We start from the raw sequence: 16,571 nt of genomic DNA on the forward strand, positions 1-16,571 counted from the left end.
ACAGATAGGTGCGATATAGGAGGATCAATACGATATGCTGCTTCAAGCTACGGACATTAAGAAATTGTACGGAGTAACCACCATTCTTGGCGGGATCAACCTCCAGGTTCTGGAACGGGACCGAATCGGTCTCGTCGGTGTAAACGGCGCCGGGAAGTCCACCCTGCTGCAAATTTTAGCGGGTGAATTGACTCCGGACGGCGGACAAATTTTCAAAGCGAAGGAAACGCGGGTCGGATACCTCGCCCAAAATAGCGGTTTGCAATCGGACCGCACCATCTGGGAGGAAATGCTCGCCGTTTTTTCCGATTTGACGGAAACCGAGCGGGAACTCCGGCAGATGGAAATCCAGATCGCCGATCCCGCCGCGGACCATGAGGATAAAGCCTATAAAGAACTGCTTAGCCGATACGCCGCCAAGTCCGATTGGTTCAAGGACCATGGCGGTTATGAAATCGAAACCCGCATCCGCAGCGTGCTGCACGGGATGGGATTCGGCGATTTTTCACCCGACACGGTGATCTCCACGCTAAGCGGAGGGCAAAAAACCAGGCTGGCGCTCGCCCGGATTCTGCTCCAAGCCCCGGATCTGCTGATGCTGGACGAACCTACCAACCATTTGGATATCCAGACGCTGACATGGCTGGAGGACTATTTGAGGAACTATTCGGGCGCCTTGCTCGTCGTTTCCCATGACCGTTATTTTCTGGACCGGCTCGCCAATGTGATCGTCGAGATCGAACGGCACCAGTCGCGCAGGTATACCGGGAATTACAGCCGTTATATCGAATTGAAGGCGGCGGAATACGAAAGCCAAATGAAGCTCTATGAGAAGCAGCAGGATGAAATCGCCCGGATGGAGGCTTTTATCCAGCGTAACATCGTGCGGGCTTCAACGACCAAACGGGCGCAGAGCCGGCGCAAGGCGCTCGAAAAAATGGAGGTCATGGATCGGCCGCTCGGCGATTTGAAGAAAGCGCATTTCTCCTTTGAAGCGGAAATCATGAGCGGCAAGGATGTGCTGCAGGTTGACGGCCTGTCCTATGCCTTCGAGCCCGGCGCCGAACCCTTATTCCGCAACGTTTCCTTCAGTTTAAAACGCGGCGAGACCGTGGCTTTGATCGGGCCCAACGGGATCGGCAAGTCGACCCTGTTAAAAATACTCACCGGAGACCTTTCCCCCGCAAAGGGTGCGATTACCTGGGGAACGAAGGTGAAGATCGGTTATTATGACCAGGAACAGAGTCATTTAAACCCGGACAATACCGTGCTGGAGGAAGTTTGGAGCGCGTTCCCCCATTTGGAGGAAGTTCGAATCCGCAGCGTGCTCGGCAATTTCTTGTTCAGCGGTGAGGATGTGCTTAAGAAAATCGCGGCATTAAGCGGCGGGGAAAAAGCGCGGGTCTCTCTGGCCAAGCTGATGCTGCAAAAAGCCAATGTGCTGATTCTCGACGAACCGACCAACCACTTGGATTTGTTCAGCAAAGAGGTACTGGAGTCGGCGCTCCTGGATTATGACGGAACATTGCTGTTCATCTCGCATGACCGTTACTTTTTGAATAAGATGGCCGAGCGGATCGAGGAGCTGAATCCCGAAGGAATAGAACATTTCCTGGGTAATTATGACGATTATTTGGAGAAAAAACAGGAACTGCGTGAGATGGTTGCCGAGCAGAACATGATCCTTTCCGGGAAAGAGAACCGCAATGCAAATAGTTCTACCGGGGAGAAAGCCGGCGCGACTTCGTACGAGGCGGAAAAGCAGGCGAAACGGCAGGAAAGAGCCCGCGCCCGCAGGTTGGAACAGCTGGAAGAAAGCATCGCCAAATTCGAATCGGACATCGCCGATTTGGAAGCCGAGCTGATGCTGCCCGAAGTCTATCAGGACTATGCTGTGCTGCAGGAGCGGCAGGCCGCGATTGATAAGCTCAAGTCGGAACTGGGGGCCGCTTATGAAGAATGGGAGAAACTGGCGGCCGAATAGTTTGCAAAATAGTCAAAATAGCCCGGATTCCTTTATTCACAACTTTATCCACAAAATCAACAAGGATACCCACAAGAAAAAGCGGCCATCATGGTCGTTTTTTCTTGGATTTTAGGCTGCGACAGGCGAATTCCCTATATTATCCACGGAGTTATACCCATTATCCACAGTTTTTTGAAAATGAATATGGTCTTTTCACAAATAAGCCGGGACCTTTGGCAGGCAAGCTTTCAACGAATTTTCATAATGCAAGCAGGCAAACTGTGGATAATATTGTCCACAGCTTGACTTTTTATCAACCCATTCCCAAATGATTGTTCTCCTCGCAAGATATTTCCCAGGTCCGGATTTCATAGTTCTCCGCTCCCGATTTCACAAACGGGTCCTGTTCGGCCCATTGCATCGCTTCTTCCATGCCTTCGGCCTCAATAATCACCATCCCGCCTTTGTAATTCCCGAAAGGCCCGCACATGACCAATTTCCCCAAACGGTCCAATTTCCGCAAATGACGCACATGCTCCCGGATTAGGGGATCGTCCAACGTTTTCCCGGGATTTAAAGTAAGTAAAATAACGTACCTCGTATAGTTCTTGTCTATCAAATCATTTCCCATTTTCGTTCCCTTCCTTTCTCTATTTATGAGACGAATCTCCCATTTCCTGATATTCCGAATTACGCCTGGAACTCGATCCCAAGTAAACCAAACGAAATACCTATTGCCATTTACATGAAAAAATACAATCATTTTATATATAATTATTACAAAATTGTCATAAAGGAGTTTGATGATGAAGTTAGTTAAAGTCGTCTCTATTGCCGCCTTGGGGGCAAGCCTGATGATAGTCGGCGGTTGCCAATGGTCCGGTGCTTCCGGAAGCTCATCTTCTTCCCTATCCGTCAAGGAGTCTTCTTTGCCCGGCGGCGGTGTCGCTTTTCCCGAAAACGAGCGCATCCATCTGTCGACCAATCAAAAATGGGTCGCCGACGAAGGTCATTTGTCCGACTTGATCCGGCTGCAGTGGACCGCCGATCGAGCGAAACCGGCCATATCTTGGGCCGACCAAAACGGGGATGACAAAACAGCCATCGTGTCCCACGATAAAGCCAACAATCCGGAACAGCACGACCATAAACATCTGTCCATCGAAACGACCATGTCACCCACGGGCCAAAACAAAGGCGAGTTATTTACCCGGTTCGAAATTCCATACGATACCGACGTAGCCGAGATTCGCACGCATTCCTCGAATTTCAACGTGATGGACGGTATTTTGAGAGTGGCCGGAGAAGGCGCCCGGGACGTGCAATTTGCCAAAACCGGCAAAGACAACGCGACCACACCGCTATGGGCGCTGCGGACGAACAGCGGTGAAACCGCGGGGAATAAAGGCGCCGATTTTAACCTGATCCGGTATGACGACCAAGGCCAGCCTATCGACAGCGCCATCGCCGCCAGCCGGGAGAAGGGAAACGTCGGGATCGGGACGTCCTCCCCGGAGAGCAAGCTCGATGTCAACGGAGATGCGATTCGGATCCGTGAATCACGCACGCCCGTTTCGGCGAACTCCCCCGGAAACCAGGGAGATATCGCCTGGGATGAAAATTACATTTACGTCTGCGTAGCCAAGGATACCTGGAAAAGAACGAAACTTGAGTCGTGGTAAGCTGTGTTCACGTCTTCCGGCAGTAATCCTGCGTGCCGGGGAGCAGGGTTACCGTCTGAATGAGCAGGCCCCAAAATAGGTAACCGGCATGGACGACGGATGCTGCTTGAAGCACATACATCTGTACGGTAATCCAAATGATTAAGGCAAAACCGATATACAGCGAGAACGTCCACGACCAGTGAAGCGTTTTGAACACATTTAACGCTTCTCCGAGTTTCCAGCTTTTTTGGCCTGCCAAAGAAAACAGCACTCCCAGCGGGCCGACACCGAGTACAAAAAAGAGAATCAAGCCCGGAATCAGGAAATTCGGAAAAACAGGGGCCCGCATTAGATCCGGAGGCATCCCCAGCAACCGCCCGCTGGGATCCAGCACTAATGTCCCTCCGCCAAAAAGGGCCCCGGCACCCAGCACAAAATGAAGGCTCATTAATAACTTTACGCTGGTTGGCATACTAGCCATTCTATTCATGATCCACCCCTTATTGTGATATAAATCACAAATATTGAATTACTCCTGACCTCTTAACGCACGAAGACGAAACCTCCCGGCTTCGTCTTCGTTGTTAGTTAAACGATATCATACCGGCGGTTTTCGGGGAATCCCCCTTCTTAAGTTTTGCGTTGAAACCGTCACACCGTCATGAGTACAATAGACATAATCGTCATCTTTCCAATGGCGAACCGAAGATACGGAGGCGAAGGGTCATGAAACGGAGAGTAGTGGATTCTATCGTGGATCTGGTAGGCGAAACGCCCGCCGTAAAAATAAATCGTTTGACCGGGGCGCATGACGCGGAGGTTTATGTGAAGCTTGAGTTTTTCAATCCCAGCGGCAGCGTTAAAGACCGGGCCGCTTCCCATATGATGGCGGAGGCGGAGAAGGCCGGACACCTCCGGCCGGGCGGCACGATCATCGAACCGACCAGCGGAAACACCGGCATCGGGCTGGCCATGAATGCGGCCGCCAAGGGATATAAGGCCATTCTCGTTATGCCGGACAATATGACCTCCGAGCGAATTAACCTGTTGAAAGCGTACGGAGCCGACGTCGTGCTCACCCCCGCATCGCGGCGGATGCCGGGCGCTATCGAGAAAGCTTTGGAACTGCAGGCAAGCATACCGGGTAGTTTTATTCCCGGGCAGTTTCAGAATCCGGCTAATCCTTCAATCCACTGCTTGACGACAGGTCCGGAAATTCTGGCTCAATTGGAAGGGCGGCTCGACGCTTTTGTGGCCACCTCCGGCACGGGAGGGACGATTACCGGGACGGGAGAATATTTGCGCGAGCATTTGCCGCATCTTCACATTGCGGTCGTGGAACCCAAAGGCTCCCCCGTTCTATCGGGCGGCGAACCCGGTCCGCATAAACTGGTGGGCACGAGCCCTGGCTTCGTCCCGGCTATCCTCAATACCCATGTTTATGACGAGATCGTTCAGGTCGAGGATGACGACGCGCTGGATACGGTACGGCGGCTTGCCGCCGAGGAAGGCATCCTGGTCGGTCCCTCGTCCGGCGCATCGGTATGGACCGCTCTCCGCCTGGCCCGAATGCTCGGAAAAGGCAAGCGGGTACTCTGCATTGCCCCGGATACCGGAGAACGGTATATGAGCATGGGGATTTTTCAGTAAATTATAACCACCCGTCAAACTACCTTTATTACCGGCTCGCGTCTAAAGGCGCTAGCTTTCACTTCGTTCAAGCCTCTATGCCGTTGCCGCTTTTGCCTCCCCCTGAAGGGGGGGCGATTATTACTAGTCCCCCTTCAGACCACCTTGATAATATAGAATTCCTGCAAATGTGCATCTTTTTTTCTTGTTTGGGGCCCAAAATTTCAAAATTCCTGCAAATCTGCAGGAATTTTTGACGAAACCGGCTCGTTTCTCTAAAATCGCTAGAAATTCCTGCAGATTTGCATCTTTTTTCGCATCCCCTCGGGGATCGGCCTAAAATACCTGCAGATTTGCATCTTTTTGGAGTTGGACGTTTTTTGTTTCGCACGCTTCGCGAGCTCAACTGGCTAAAGCCACTAACAAACCGACCCGCTTTGGCTGGGCCGGTTACTTCCGGTTGCGGGTCATCCAATCTACGGCATAGTCCACCAGCGGCTTTTGCGGCATAAGCAGGCAAGCCGCTCCCGCCAAATTCCCGCGCCGGACCAGCCCCGTGTCCCGTTCGAAATCGTCCCCGATCCGGTCGAAGTCTTCGGCATCGATTTCGACCTCCCGATAGGCTACCCACTTCTTCTGTCCGTCGACCATCATGGGCGCTTTTTGAACGGTCTCCTTCTTGCCGGGGTAATCCGCCCGATATTCCGCCAAATGGATGGAAGTATTGTTGCCGTGCCCGACACCCAGCAGCAGAACCCAGCCCTCCGCCTCGTAAAACCTCGCCAGTGGCGAGGTTTCGCCCAACCCGTAATCAAGACCGTGCCCGCCGGTGATTTCCCGGGCTTTGGCCCCCCTGGCGGCAAAGGAAACATTCGGATGTGCGCTCCGAACCGTCCCCTTTTGTTTCCGGAACAACTCGGGGATAACTCCCATGTACCAAAGCGGAGTTAAATCGGGGTCGTAAGCCGGCATTTGTTCCCTGATCGTTTCCCACCAAGCTTCGGGAACCGGGGGATTCTGCCAGCCGGACGGATCGCTAAGATCCCCGGAATGCGTCGGAACAACCAGCGTTCCCGTCTCGCCCAAGGCTTCTTCCAAGGCCAGAATGACCGCAACCGGTCCGCCGGCAACAAAGCCGCCCAGGGACTTATAAGAGGAATGCACGAGCAGCGTCATTCCCTCTTCAACGCCGAGCGCCCGCAAATCGGCGCATAGCGAATCTTTTGTGATCAGGGGTCCTTGAATCTCGTTCATCTTTGTATCCTTCTCTCCATTAAAATGAATGGCCTCGCCGCATGGAGCGCTCTAAGCTTTCCGGCTGCGCATGGCGTACAGAAGCTGAATGTCCTTGCCCCCGCTTTCCGCAAACGAGCGATATTGCGGCGTGTCCGCCCCGTAAATCGCCATCTTCCCCGCCGCATCATAATGCACGCCCCAGCCGTATCTTTTGGGGAGGGCCGAGGCCCGCATACAGGCATGCTTCTTGGCAAACAAGCTGTCCCAAATTTCTTGCCTGCTGTCCTGCAGCATGGACTCGGAAATGCCTTTATGCCGGATATGCGTTTCAAAAAGCAGTTCATCGTAATCATATTTATACGGATGCGCCGTAAGCAGCTCGTACTGAATGACATGTACGGGCTTGCTCTCCTTCCGGCTGGTCGGTTCAATCCCTTCCCTAACCGGGCAATCGGGTGAGATCAGGATAAATGTGTTTTTGTAGCTCATCGCGAGGATCCTCCTTTCAAAACGACTCTCTTTCTCCCAGTATACTAAGTAAACCGCCCTTTTCGGAAGTAAAAAGAGTCCTCTATCCGCGGACTGATCGGTCGGAATGAGGACTCCTTCGATTGTTTGTTTGCTTGGGTTCAGCGTGCCGACCAGGCTTCCAAGGACAAGGAGGGTTCGGGCTTCAACTCCATCTCCGAAAACTCCCCGCGCTGCCATTTCAGGTAGGCGGCGGCGCCGATCATGGCCGCGTTGTCGGTGCAGTATTTCATCGGCGGGATCGACAGCGGGATCCCTTCCCGTTCGCAGCGCGCGTCCAAAGCCTGTCGGAGCCCGCGATTCGCGGCCACCCCGCCGCAAAGCAGCAGCTGCACGGCGCCGGTCGATTTGACGGCGCGAATCGCTTTTTCCACTACGACCTCGATCACCGATTCCTGGAAGCCGCGGGCGATCGCGGCCTGATAGCCGTCCTCCCCGCGCATGCGATGCTGATTGACCGCGTTCAGGACGGCCGACTTCAGACCGCTGAAGCTGAAATCATAAGAATCGGGCTCCAGCCAGGCCCGGGGAAGTTCTTCCGCCACCGCCGACTTCATCGCCAGCTTGTCGACATGCGGGCCGCCCGGATACGGAAAGCCCAGCGCGCGGGCCACCTTGTCATAGGCTTCGCCGACCGCATCGTCCCTCGTCCGTCCGATTAGTTCAAAATGGCCTTCTTGCCTCATGAACACGAGCTCCGTATGCCCGCCGGATACGACCAAGGCCAGGCACGGGTAGCGGATCTCTCCGATTAGCCGATTGGCATAAATATGGCCCGCAATGTGATGGGTGCCGATCAAAGGCTTGTCCAGCGCAAAAGCGAGGCTCTTCGCCGCCATAATGCCAACCAGCAGCGCCCCGACCAACCCCGGCCCCTCGGTCACCGCTACGGCGGACAGATCTTCCGGAGCGATTCCCGCCTGGTCGATCGCTTTCTCCAGCATGAGCGTGATGCTCTCCACATGCTTACGGGAAGCGACTTCGGGAACAACGCCTCCGAACGCTTTATGCGTCTCGATTTGGCTGGCGATCAAGTTCGACAGAACCTCGGTCCCGTTCTTGACGACCGCCGCCGACGTTTCGTCGCAGCTCGTCTCCACCGCAAGTATATAACAATCCTGATTCCGCAAGTTTATTCGCTTCCTTCCTTCTCGCCGCTTCCGCGCAGCTCCTCGGGCAGCTCGCACCACATGATCACGGCGTCCTCTTGATTATCCGAATAATATCCCTTCCGCACCCCCGCCGGAACAAAGCCGAATTTGGTGTAGAGCGATTGGGCGACCCGGTTGGTGGCCCGCACCTCCAGGGTCATCCGTTCCATGCCGAGCTCCCCGGCCCACTCCATCAAGCGGCGCAGCAGCCGCTCGCCCAAATGCCGTCCGCGAAAAGCGGTCCGGACGGCGATATTCGTAATATGCGCCTCATCGACGATCGTCCACATCCCGGCATACCCTACCGGTTGCCCGTCCATCTCCATGATCAGGTAACGGGCGAAATGGTTCAACGTCAACTCGTTGCGAAAAGCCTCTTCGCTCCAAGGCAGCGAAAAGGACTCATGCTCGATGACCATCACATCGGGGATGTCCCCCAGCTCCATCGTGCGGAACCGGACATGCCCGCCGGTCTCCTCCTGTAATTGTCCCATGTTCGCGCCGGCCCCCTAACGCCGTTCCCGCAGCCGTTTGGCTTCGGCTTCGGCCAGTTGGGTGTAGTTCGGCTCCAGGGCGTGCACCTCGTCGCCGCCGGCCGTCCGCGCCCGGCGGACGGCGGCCAAGCCGACGGCGATTCCCTCCAGTTCGTAGGGAATCACGTGCAGCGCTTCGCCCAACAGGGGCCGAAGCACCTCAGCCACGGGCGCATGCTGCCCCGTTTCGCCCACGAACCATACGCCGGCCGGGCGTTCCGCCGGCGTCAGTTCCCGCAGCCGGGCGCCCAGCTGCTCCGTCCAATCGGCCATGAGCCGGACGGCGTCCGGCTCCATGCGCTCCGGCGACGGCCGGCCGGCTCCGGCGGCAAACAGCGCGGTATAGGCTTGACCGCGCCGCGCGTCCACCAGCGGGATGACCCAGTGGTCCCCGCTGGTTCCGGCTGCCCCGGCGGACGCTGCCGCCGGGGAGGTCGGGACGCCGAGGTTCGCGGCGTCCAGGCCCGCGCCCTGCGCGAACCCGCCCCAGGCGAGCGCCTCCAGGCTCGATAGGCCGTACACCGGCAGGTGCAGGGCCCACGCCAGCGTCTTCGCCGTCGTTACGGCGATCCGGGCTCCCGTATAAGAGCCCGGGCCCACGCCGACGGCGACCCCGTCCAGCGCCGCCTTGGCGATGCCGGCGGCCGCCAGCGCGTCGCCGATGGCGCCGACCAGATACGCCGAATGGTTGCGTTCGGCGCGGATATTCCGCTCCGCCAGCAGTTTGCCGTCTTCCATCACGGCCACCGCCAGGGAGGATGTCGATGTATCGAAAGCCAATAACCGCCGGATTGGCCGTACTTCATGCTCGTTGCTCATTATTCCCGACTCCATTCTCCCGCAAGTGATCGATCCAAGCTTCATAAGGCTGCCCGCAGCCTTTCAAGTAAAATGTCCGCTCTCCGCCCATTCCCGTTTCGATATATATGTACAAAGCCTCCGGCGGCAGGAGTTCTTGGATCAGGCTCGCCCATTCCACCAAAGTTACCCCGGTGCCGAAAAAATACTCATCCAGCCCCAGCTCCTCCGCCTCTTCCAGCGACAACCGGTACACATCCATATGGTAAAAGGGCAATCTGCCCGCATATTCCTTGATCAAAGTAAACGTCGGACTGTTTACAGTGTCCGTGACCTGCAAATGCTTGGCGAACCGCTGGGAGAAGGCGGTCTTTCCCGCCCCCAGGTCCCCGTCCAGCGCGATGACGGTCCCGGGCACGGCCAAATTGGCCAGCCGGCCGGCGAGGCTGTCCGTCCCCTCCAGATTCTCCGCCCGAAACACGAGTCCCGCGGCGGCTTTATCAAACATCCATTCATCCATTCTCCGGTACCTTCTTTCTGTCAGAACCTCCGGCTTGGCCGGTGGCTTCCATCAGCTCTATAAGCATGCTGCGAGCAAGCGCCGCGCTCGCAAACTTATCGTATGTCCTTGGTGAACTCGCCGTGGATAGGGGCCTTTTGCGCCGCTATTTTGTCGAAATCGTCCCTTTGGTGAGAAATAGAGGTCTTTTGAGGCCTTATTTTGGTGAAAAGCAGGTAAAATCCTGATTTTAGGACCCCCACCAGAGTAATAAGGCCTTTTTTGACCGCTATTTTTCCCGCAAATGCGAATCGGGCCGAAATAACGGCCCAAAACGCCGCTAATGCGACGGACGCTAATGATCAGTAGGACGCAGATCCAACTCGCCGCATGGAGGCGAGGAATTCCAAAATATAGTATAACCCTGTCGGGTAGATACAACTTAAACGGCTTAAGCTTAAGCGACATTATCGCATCTTCTTGCGCAAATCCCCACCGCGCATCTAAAGACCCTCAAAAAACGTATGTCCCCATTATATCGGTCTGTCCCAAGCCCCGCAACACGGAATCCACCCCCGTTCGGTTGGAACGGACCCTTATAGAAAACCGGATTTTATCCAATACTAAGAAAAATGCGAATTTCAAGGAGTGATTGATAGATGCATACCGTCTGGAAGGGGGCTATCAGCTTCGGCCTCGTTCATGTACCGGTCAAAATGTTCTCCGCCACCGAGGATAAAGATATTTCGATGAAGTATATCCATAAGGAATGCGGGAGTCCCATCTCGTACGTCAGGCGCTGCCCGACATGTGACGCAGACGTAAATTGGGAAGAAATTGCGCGCGGATACGAGTACGAGAAGGGCAAGTATGTTCTGTTTGAAAAAGAAGAATTGGAACAGCTATCCGCCCGCACCGAAAGAACCATCACAATCCTCGATTTCGTCGATCTGCATGAAATCGATCCGATTTATTTTCAGAAAACCTACTATCTTTCTCCGGATCAAGCCGGATCGAACGCTTATCAATTGCTGCTTGAAGCGATGCGTCAATCGGGTAAAATCGGGATCGCCAAAATCGCCATCCGCTCCAAGAGCAGCCTGGCCGCGATCCGGGTGATGGAGGGCTGTTTGGCGGTCGAGACCATCTTTTTCCCGGATGAAATCCGCCCGATCTCCCAGGTGCCGAATCTTCCCGAGCAAATCAGCACCAACGAAAAGGAGCTTACGATGGCCCGACTGCTGATCGAACAGTTGTCCACCCCGTTTGAGCCGGAAAAATACACGGACGATTACCGGATAAACCTCCTGCAGTTGATCGAAAGCAAAGTGGCCGGAGAAGAAATCAGCCTTGCACCGGCCAGGCCGGAAAGCAATGTGATCGATCTGATGGCCGCGCTCCAGGCGAGCATCGAGGCTGTCAAGCCGATCGCCACCGATCCCGGGCCGGCCAAGTCCAAGCGGGGCCGGACGAAGGCGCCCGCGGCGGAAGGAGCGGCCGCGGGCGGCGGCAAAAGGACCAAAGCGGCAGCGGAGGGTGCAGGTTCCGGCGAGCCGGAAGTCGTGACCAAGCCGAAGCGTAAGAGCGCGGGAAAAACCGCCAAGAAGACGATATCCTGATATAAGCCTGCCTGCCCGCCAGTCTATTGAGTTGCTGGTCCGCCTTGTTGCCTTTCCGCCGTTCGTCTGGTCGTCTGTTCGTCCGTTCGTCCGTTCGTCTGTTCGTCTGTCTGCCTGTCTGCCATGCCTGCCCGACCTGTCCGCCTCTCCGCGATGCCTGCCCGACCCTGTCCGCCATGCCTGGACTGCCGCCTATGCAATGCCATCTATCGGCTGCTCCACGACCTTATGGCTTTAGGCTCTAAACCTGCTGGGAGAGGACGCAGGCTTCGGCAGGCACGCCGGCCCAGCCCTGGATGACCGGGTGACGCATCGTTCCCCCGGGCGTCCACTCCAGAAACTGTACTTTCACGGCCAGTTGGGGCTTCAGCCAGTCCGCCCCCTTGATTCGTTCGGGCGTATTGGCGAACGGCCTTGTTCCCGTTCTGAGCCGAGGCGCCAGCTCCGTGATTTTTTTCCAATCCTCGGCTTTCCATTTGCCCGTACCGGCATGGCCGATATACAGAAACCTTCCTTCATCGTCATACACACCGAGCAGTAGAGCGTTCACCCTGCCGTCGCGGTAGGTGACCCCGCCGATGGCCGCGTAAAGATCATGAGCCAGCTTCAGCTTGGTCCAGCGGGCATCTTTTCCGCCGATCGCATAAGTGCTGTTCAGCCGTTTGGAGACGATCCCCTCCCAGCCCTGCTGCTTCATCACCGTAAAAAGACGGTCCGCGTCCGCCACATTGGGAACCGGCTGCAGCCGTTCATGCGGGATGAGGATATCCCGAAGCAGTTCCTGCCGTTCCGCCAGCGGCCTGTCCGTCACCCAGTCGCCGTTGCAGTACAATATGTCAAAAATCATATAGATCGCCGGAACCCGCGATACGGCCGAGCGGATCTCCTGGTCCCGCCGCAGGCTGTCGCGTTTCATGACCTCGTGGAAGGAGGGCTTCCCGCCGGAAATCGCGATCATCTCCCCGTCCAGAATCACCGAATCCGCGCGGCAGAACCCCGGCACATCGGTGAATTCCGGGTATTGACGGGTACGGTCGTTCCCTTTTCGGTTAATCAGCTTTACTTCTTTACCGTCAAAATAAGTCAGCATCCGCACGCCGTCCCACTTCACCTGGGCGATCCAATCTTCCCCTTGGGGCGCTTCATGCACTCTGACCGGCTCAAACGGGACAACCGGCTTTAACTCCATGTCTTCGTCCTCCTCTTTCCGTTCCATCGCATTTTTTGCTTCCGTTGTCGCGAGCTTTTTTCCAAGTGTGCCCACCTGCCCCTCTCCGCATTCCCGGGTATGGGCTGAACTACTGATTAGCAGAACCAGACGGAATTAGCTGAACTACCGATATCCGCAGAACAAAATAGCATTGCGAACCGCCTACATTGGCGGACCCATCGGTATTCGCTGAACTAGCGGCATTCTCTGCATTCCCTGCATTCGCTGAACTACCGGCATTCTTGCCCGGCGTTAAATGATCCTGCCTCAGTAAGGCGGCTTATAGTTTGCATGAAACAGGCAACGCTATAGAGAGAAGCTGGAAGGGAGAGTGTGAGTGTTATGGCGCGTACGATAAAAGGCAGTATTACGATAGAAGGGGTCGAGGTGCCCGTAAGCAACCCCGATAAGCTGTTATGGCCGGAAGCCGGAATCACGAAGCTGATCTACTTGCAAAAGCTGGCCGAGCTTTCGCCCTACCTGCTCCGTTATTGTCAAAATCGCCTGCTGACAACGATAAGGTACCCCGGAGGAATACACGGCAAGTTTTTCTACCAAAAAAACGCCCCCGATCCGCTCCCTCCCTTTGTCCAAACCGCGGAGCACGAGGAAATCCGGTATGTCGTCATGAACAGCCTTCCCGTTCTTTTGTGGCTCGGCAATCTGGCGGCCATCGAGTTTCATCCCTCCCTGCATTATGTCGGCGAGCAATTGCCCTGCGAATGGATGATCGACCTTGACCCGACCCTGGAGGAAGAACCGCGGATTATGGAAGCCGCTTTTTATGTCGGCGAGATCCTCACCTCGCTTGGCCTGTCCTCGGTGCCCAAAACTTCGGGAGCGACCGGCTTGCAGATTATCGTGCCGATCGAGTACGGCGTCACCTTCGATGAACTGCGGCTCATCGGGCATTTCGTCGCCCGTTATGTGACTGAGAAACATCCGCGCCTGTTTACGATCGAACGCTTAAAAAAAGACCGCGGCGATAAAATCTACTTCGACTATCTCCAGCACTACGGAGGCAAAACGCTGGCCGCCCCCTACACCCCTCGTGCCCGGCAGGCGGCCAGTGTCTCGACGCCTCTAGCGTGGGAGGAAGTGGCTCGGAACCCGTCCCCCGCCGACTTTAACTTGCTCAATATCGGGCAGCGGCTTCGGGAACGGGGGGATCTGCTGGAGCATGTGCCGCCTCAATCGGTGGAGCTGATCCTGCAGCACCTGCGGAAGCCGGGAATCCGTTAGGGAGAGAAAGGAGTGGCGCTTGATTTAACGCGTACGGTGCGGTACATTGGGTGTGTAATTAACAATGTGACCGTTTGCAATGGGTAGACAGGGAATGTATAGACAGCGAATGTGTAGACAGCGAATGTATAGACAGCGAATGTGTAGACAGCGAATGTGTAGACAGCGAATGTGTAGACAGCGAATGTGTAGACAGCGAATGTATAGACAGCGAATGTGTAGACAGCGAATGTGTAGACAGCGAATGTGTAGACAGCGAATGTGTCAATGTGTAAATAGCAACTTGGAAACAGTAACGTGGAAACAGTAATGTGGAAACAATAACCAATCTGCCGGTATGAAGCACATGCCGCCTTGATGCGCAGCCCCCTCTAGGAGCCGCGTATTGGGGCGGTTTTTTTATACTAATGAAAAAGGTGGAGGATGAAAATGAACCTATTCGAAGAGGTGTATGCGAATTGGCTGCAGCGGCAGTTAAAGGAAGAGACGAATGCGAGGAGGCGAGAGCTTTTGGCAAACGGGTTGGGTCATGGCACCGTGGAGTTTCTGCGCGCAATCTGGTTTCCGACCATTGGAAACCTGGATCATTTATATGCAGAGTACGAGGTACGGGATTTAAACAACGGATGCCGCTATCTTGATCTTGCCTACATGCCGGGTGGCGCAAAAGGCTGCATCGAGCTGCATGGTTTTCGCTCCCACGCTCGAGATATCGAGGCCAGCCGGTTTAAGGATTTATGCATGAAGCAAGCCCTGCTGGTTATGGACGACTGGCACTTTCTCCCGATTGCCTACCTCTCCGTCAAAGAGGACCCGGCCGTCTGCAAGCAGTTGGTCCTCGCTTTTGTCGGAAAGTTCCTGTCCGGTGCGGTTCCGTCCGATTTAAACTGGGCCGAGGCTGAAACCGTGCGCTATGCCCGCCGTTTGCTGCGGCCGTTTACACCCTTGGAGCTTTCTCTCCATTTGCGGCTTTCCGAACGACGGACTAGAGACGTGCTGCGCAGTCTTTTGGAGAGGAACCTGCTGAATGTTGCGAGCGGAGACCTGCGCTATCGCACATACAAGCTTGCTCAAAGCTGAGTCCCTAAGGGGGCAGCCGGACTCCCAGGATTTTGTAGCGCACGGTCGCCTCCGGACGCCGGGGCAGGCTCGATCCCATACGGTGCCCACCGGAGCAGGGGCGGCTCCGATCCCATGCGGCGCACACCGGAGCAGTGGCAGCTCCGGGGCCGCTCCATGGCCGTGTCGCCCAGCGCCACTTGCTCCTTGTGCGCACTACACAGCGGGATCTACCTTCGGTGCGCGCGAAGGGGGCCCACCGGGACCGGGACTCTAACGGAAATCATAGCCGCTATTTCGGCCAAAACGGCTCATTCGGAATTCTAACGGACGTAGTAGCGGCTATTTCGGTGTTTTCGGGTTGGAAACCTCCGATTTCTCAGGAATAGCAGCTATTATTTCCGTTAGATTTCCTGTAGACCCGTTTTTCACGATTTAGCGGCTATTACGTCCGTTAGAATTTTGGACCGGTCCTTTTCCGATCGGGCCGTCGCCCCAGGGGCGCCGGATCCGGCTGCTCCGACCGCGTGGTCGCCCATTGGCGGCGAATCACCCCCGTTCCCACCCGGCTCCCACCGGTCCCGGGGCTTCCGAGCGTCCGCGCAGCACCGCCACTTGCCCCAGGTCCGGTTCGCACCCGCCTAGTCCTCTAGCTCTGTGCGCGGAGCGGGGCCCGACGGGACCGGGATTCTAACGGAAATCATAGCCGCTATTTCGGCCAAAACAGCTCATTCAGAATTCTAACGGACGTAGTAGCGGCTATTTCGGTGTTTTCGGGTTGGAAACCTCCGATTTCTCAGGAATAGCTGCTATTATTTCCGTTAGATTTCCGATAGACCCGTTTTTCACGATTTAGCGGCTATTACGTCCGTTAGAATTTTGGACCGGTCCTTTTCCGATCGGGCGGTCGCCCCAGGGGCGCCGGATCCGGCTGCTCCGACCGCGTGAAGCCCTGGTCGCCGGATGGCCCCCGTTCCCACCCGGCTCTCACCGGTCCCGGGGCTTCCGAGCGTCCGCGCAGCACCGCCACTTGCCCCAGGTCCGGTTCGCACCCGCCTAGTCCTCTAGCTCTGTGCGCGGAGCGGGGCCCGACGGGACCGGGATTCTAACGGAAATCATAGCCGCTATTTCGGCCAAAACAGCTCATTCAGAATTCTAACGGACGTAGTAGCGGCTATTTCGGTGATTTCGGGTTGGAAACCTCCGATTTCTCAGGAATAGCAGCTATTATTTCCGTTAGATTTCCGATAGACCCGTTTTTCACGATTTAGCGGCTATTATGTCCGTTAAAATTTTTGGACCGGTTCCTTTTTCGCCGCACGGAGCACCTGAGCGCCGGATCGGCCCCCGCTCCCACCGGTCCCGGGTCGCCCCACGCCCGTGCCGCACAAGCGCTGCTTGCTCGCGACCGCGCGATCGCCCTTGGGCGCCGGGTCA

General features: G+C 55.9%; 15 protein-coding genes. 6 read left to right on the forward strand and 9 right to left on the reverse strand.

Annotated features, from left to right (window positions below; translation table 11 throughout):
• Positions 1-34: 34 nt before the first annotated feature.
• Complete coding sequence (locus tag LBW89_RS21765) at positions 35-1,984, forward strand: ABC-F family ATP-binding cassette domain-containing protein (protein ID WP_318249434.1); 1,950 nt, start codon at positions 35-37, stop codon at positions 1,982-1,984.
• A 295-nt stretch (positions 1,985-2,279) separates the two neighbouring features.
• Here LBW89_RS21765 and LBW89_RS21770 read toward each other — a convergent pair whose 3' ends face one another.
• A complete protein-coding gene (locus LBW89_RS21770; protein ID WP_225040366.1) occupies positions 2,280-2,597 on the reverse strand; it encodes a YciI family protein in 318 nt (105 codons plus the stop codon).
• Between the two features lie 175 nt (positions 2,598-2,772).
• On the opposite strand from LBW89_RS21770, the gene LBW89_RS21775 reads away from it, so the two are divergent.
• A complete protein-coding gene (locus tag LBW89_RS21775; RefSeq protein WP_225040367.1) occupies positions 2,773-3,648 on the forward strand; it encodes a hypothetical protein in 876 nt (291 codons plus the stop codon).
• A gap of 7 nt (positions 3,649-3,655) precedes the next feature.
• Here LBW89_RS21775 and LBW89_RS21780 read toward each other — a convergent pair whose 3' ends face one another.
• The gene (locus tag LBW89_RS21780; RefSeq protein ID WP_225040369.1) at positions 3,656-4,120 is read right to left on the reverse strand and encodes a hypothetical protein; all 465 of its coding nucleotides are present in this window, start codon (positions 4,118-4,120) and stop codon (positions 3,656-3,658) included.
• Between the two features lie 236 nt (positions 4,121-4,356).
• Between LBW89_RS21780 and cysK the strand changes: the two genes are divergently transcribed.
• Positions 4,357-5,280, forward strand: a complete 924-nt coding sequence (cysK, locus tag LBW89_RS21785) for a cysteine synthase A (protein WP_225040372.1) — start codon at positions 4,357-4,359, stop codon at positions 5,278-5,280.
• A 429-nt stretch (positions 5,281-5,709) separates the two neighbouring features.
• Here cysK and LBW89_RS21790 read toward each other — a convergent pair whose 3' ends face one another.
• The 6 genes from LBW89_RS21790 to tsaE all read right to left on the reverse strand — a co-directional run bounded on the left by LBW89_RS21790 (position 5,710) and on the right by tsaE (position 10,025).
• On the reverse strand, positions 5,710-6,513 hold the full coding sequence (locus tag LBW89_RS21790; protein WP_225040374.1) for an aminoglycoside N(3)-acetyltransferase: 804 nt from the start codon (positions 6,511-6,513) through the stop codon (positions 5,710-5,712).
• Positions 6,514-6,564: 51 nt separating this feature from the next.
• On the reverse strand, positions 6,565-6,984 hold the full coding sequence (locus LBW89_RS21795) for a DUF6157 family protein (RefSeq protein WP_225040376.1): 420 nt from the start codon (positions 6,982-6,984) through the stop codon (positions 6,565-6,567).
• 140 nt (positions 6,985-7,124) lie between these two features.
• On the reverse strand, positions 7,125-8,153 hold the full coding sequence (tsaD, locus tag LBW89_RS21800) for a tRNA (adenosine(37)-N6)-threonylcarbamoyltransferase complex transferase subunit TsaD (RefSeq protein WP_263639261.1): 1,029 nt from the start codon (positions 8,151-8,153) through the stop codon (positions 7,125-7,127).
• Between the two features lie 2 nt (positions 8,154-8,155).
• Positions 8,156-8,668, reverse strand: a complete 513-nt coding sequence (rimI, locus tag LBW89_RS21805; RefSeq protein ID WP_225040378.1) for a ribosomal protein S18-alanine N-acetyltransferase — start codon at positions 8,666-8,668, stop codon at positions 8,156-8,158.
• Positions 8,669-8,683: 15 nt separating this feature from the next.
• Positions 8,684-9,526, reverse strand: coding sequence for a tRNA (adenosine(37)-N6)-threonylcarbamoyltransferase complex dimerization subunit type 1 TsaB (tsaB, locus tag LBW89_RS21810; RefSeq protein WP_225040380.1), 843 nt, complete (start codon positions 9,524-9,526; stop codon positions 8,684-8,686).
• Complete coding sequence (tsaE, locus tag LBW89_RS21815; protein WP_225040382.1) at positions 9,510-10,025, reverse strand: tRNA (adenosine(37)-N6)-threonylcarbamoyltransferase complex ATPase subunit type 1 TsaE; 516 nt, start codon at positions 10,023-10,025, stop codon at positions 9,510-9,512. The genes tsaB and tsaE overlap by 17 nt, the downstream gene beginning before the upstream one ends.
• 638 nt (positions 10,026-10,663) lie before the next feature.
• Here tsaE and LBW89_RS21820 point away from each other — a divergent pair.
• Complete coding sequence (locus LBW89_RS21820; RefSeq protein ID WP_148450837.1) at positions 10,664-11,623, forward strand: Ku protein; 960 nt, start codon at positions 10,664-10,666, stop codon at positions 11,621-11,623.
• Between the two features lie 241 nt (positions 11,624-11,864).
• On the opposite strand, the gene LBW89_RS21825 is transcribed toward LBW89_RS21820, so the two are convergent.
• Positions 11,865-12,812 carry a DNA ligase gene (locus tag LBW89_RS21825; RefSeq protein WP_225040384.1) on the reverse strand — a complete coding sequence of 316 codons (948 nt, stop codon included), beginning with the start codon at positions 12,810-12,812 and terminating at the stop codon, positions 11,865-11,867.
• A gap of 363 nt (positions 12,813-13,175) precedes the next feature.
• Between LBW89_RS21825 and ligD the strand changes: the two genes are divergently transcribed.
• Positions 13,176-14,075: a non-homologous end-joining DNA ligase gene (gene ligD, locus LBW89_RS21830; RefSeq protein ID WP_225040386.1), complete on the forward strand. Its 900-nt coding sequence runs from the start codon at positions 13,176-13,178 to the stop codon at positions 14,073-14,075.
• A 429-nt stretch (positions 14,076-14,504) separates the two neighbouring features.
• Positions 14,505-15,155, forward strand: a complete 651-nt coding sequence (locus tag LBW89_RS21835; RefSeq protein ID WP_148450840.1) for a transcriptional regulator — start codon at positions 14,505-14,507, stop codon at positions 15,153-15,155.
• Positions 15,156-16,571 lie beyond the last annotated feature (1,416 nt).

This window comes from Paenibacillus sp. alder61 (assembly GCF_020179875.1).
GTDB classification, from domain to species: domain Bacteria; phylum Bacillota; class Bacilli; order Paenibacillales; family Paenibacillaceae; genus Fontibacillus; species Fontibacillus faecis.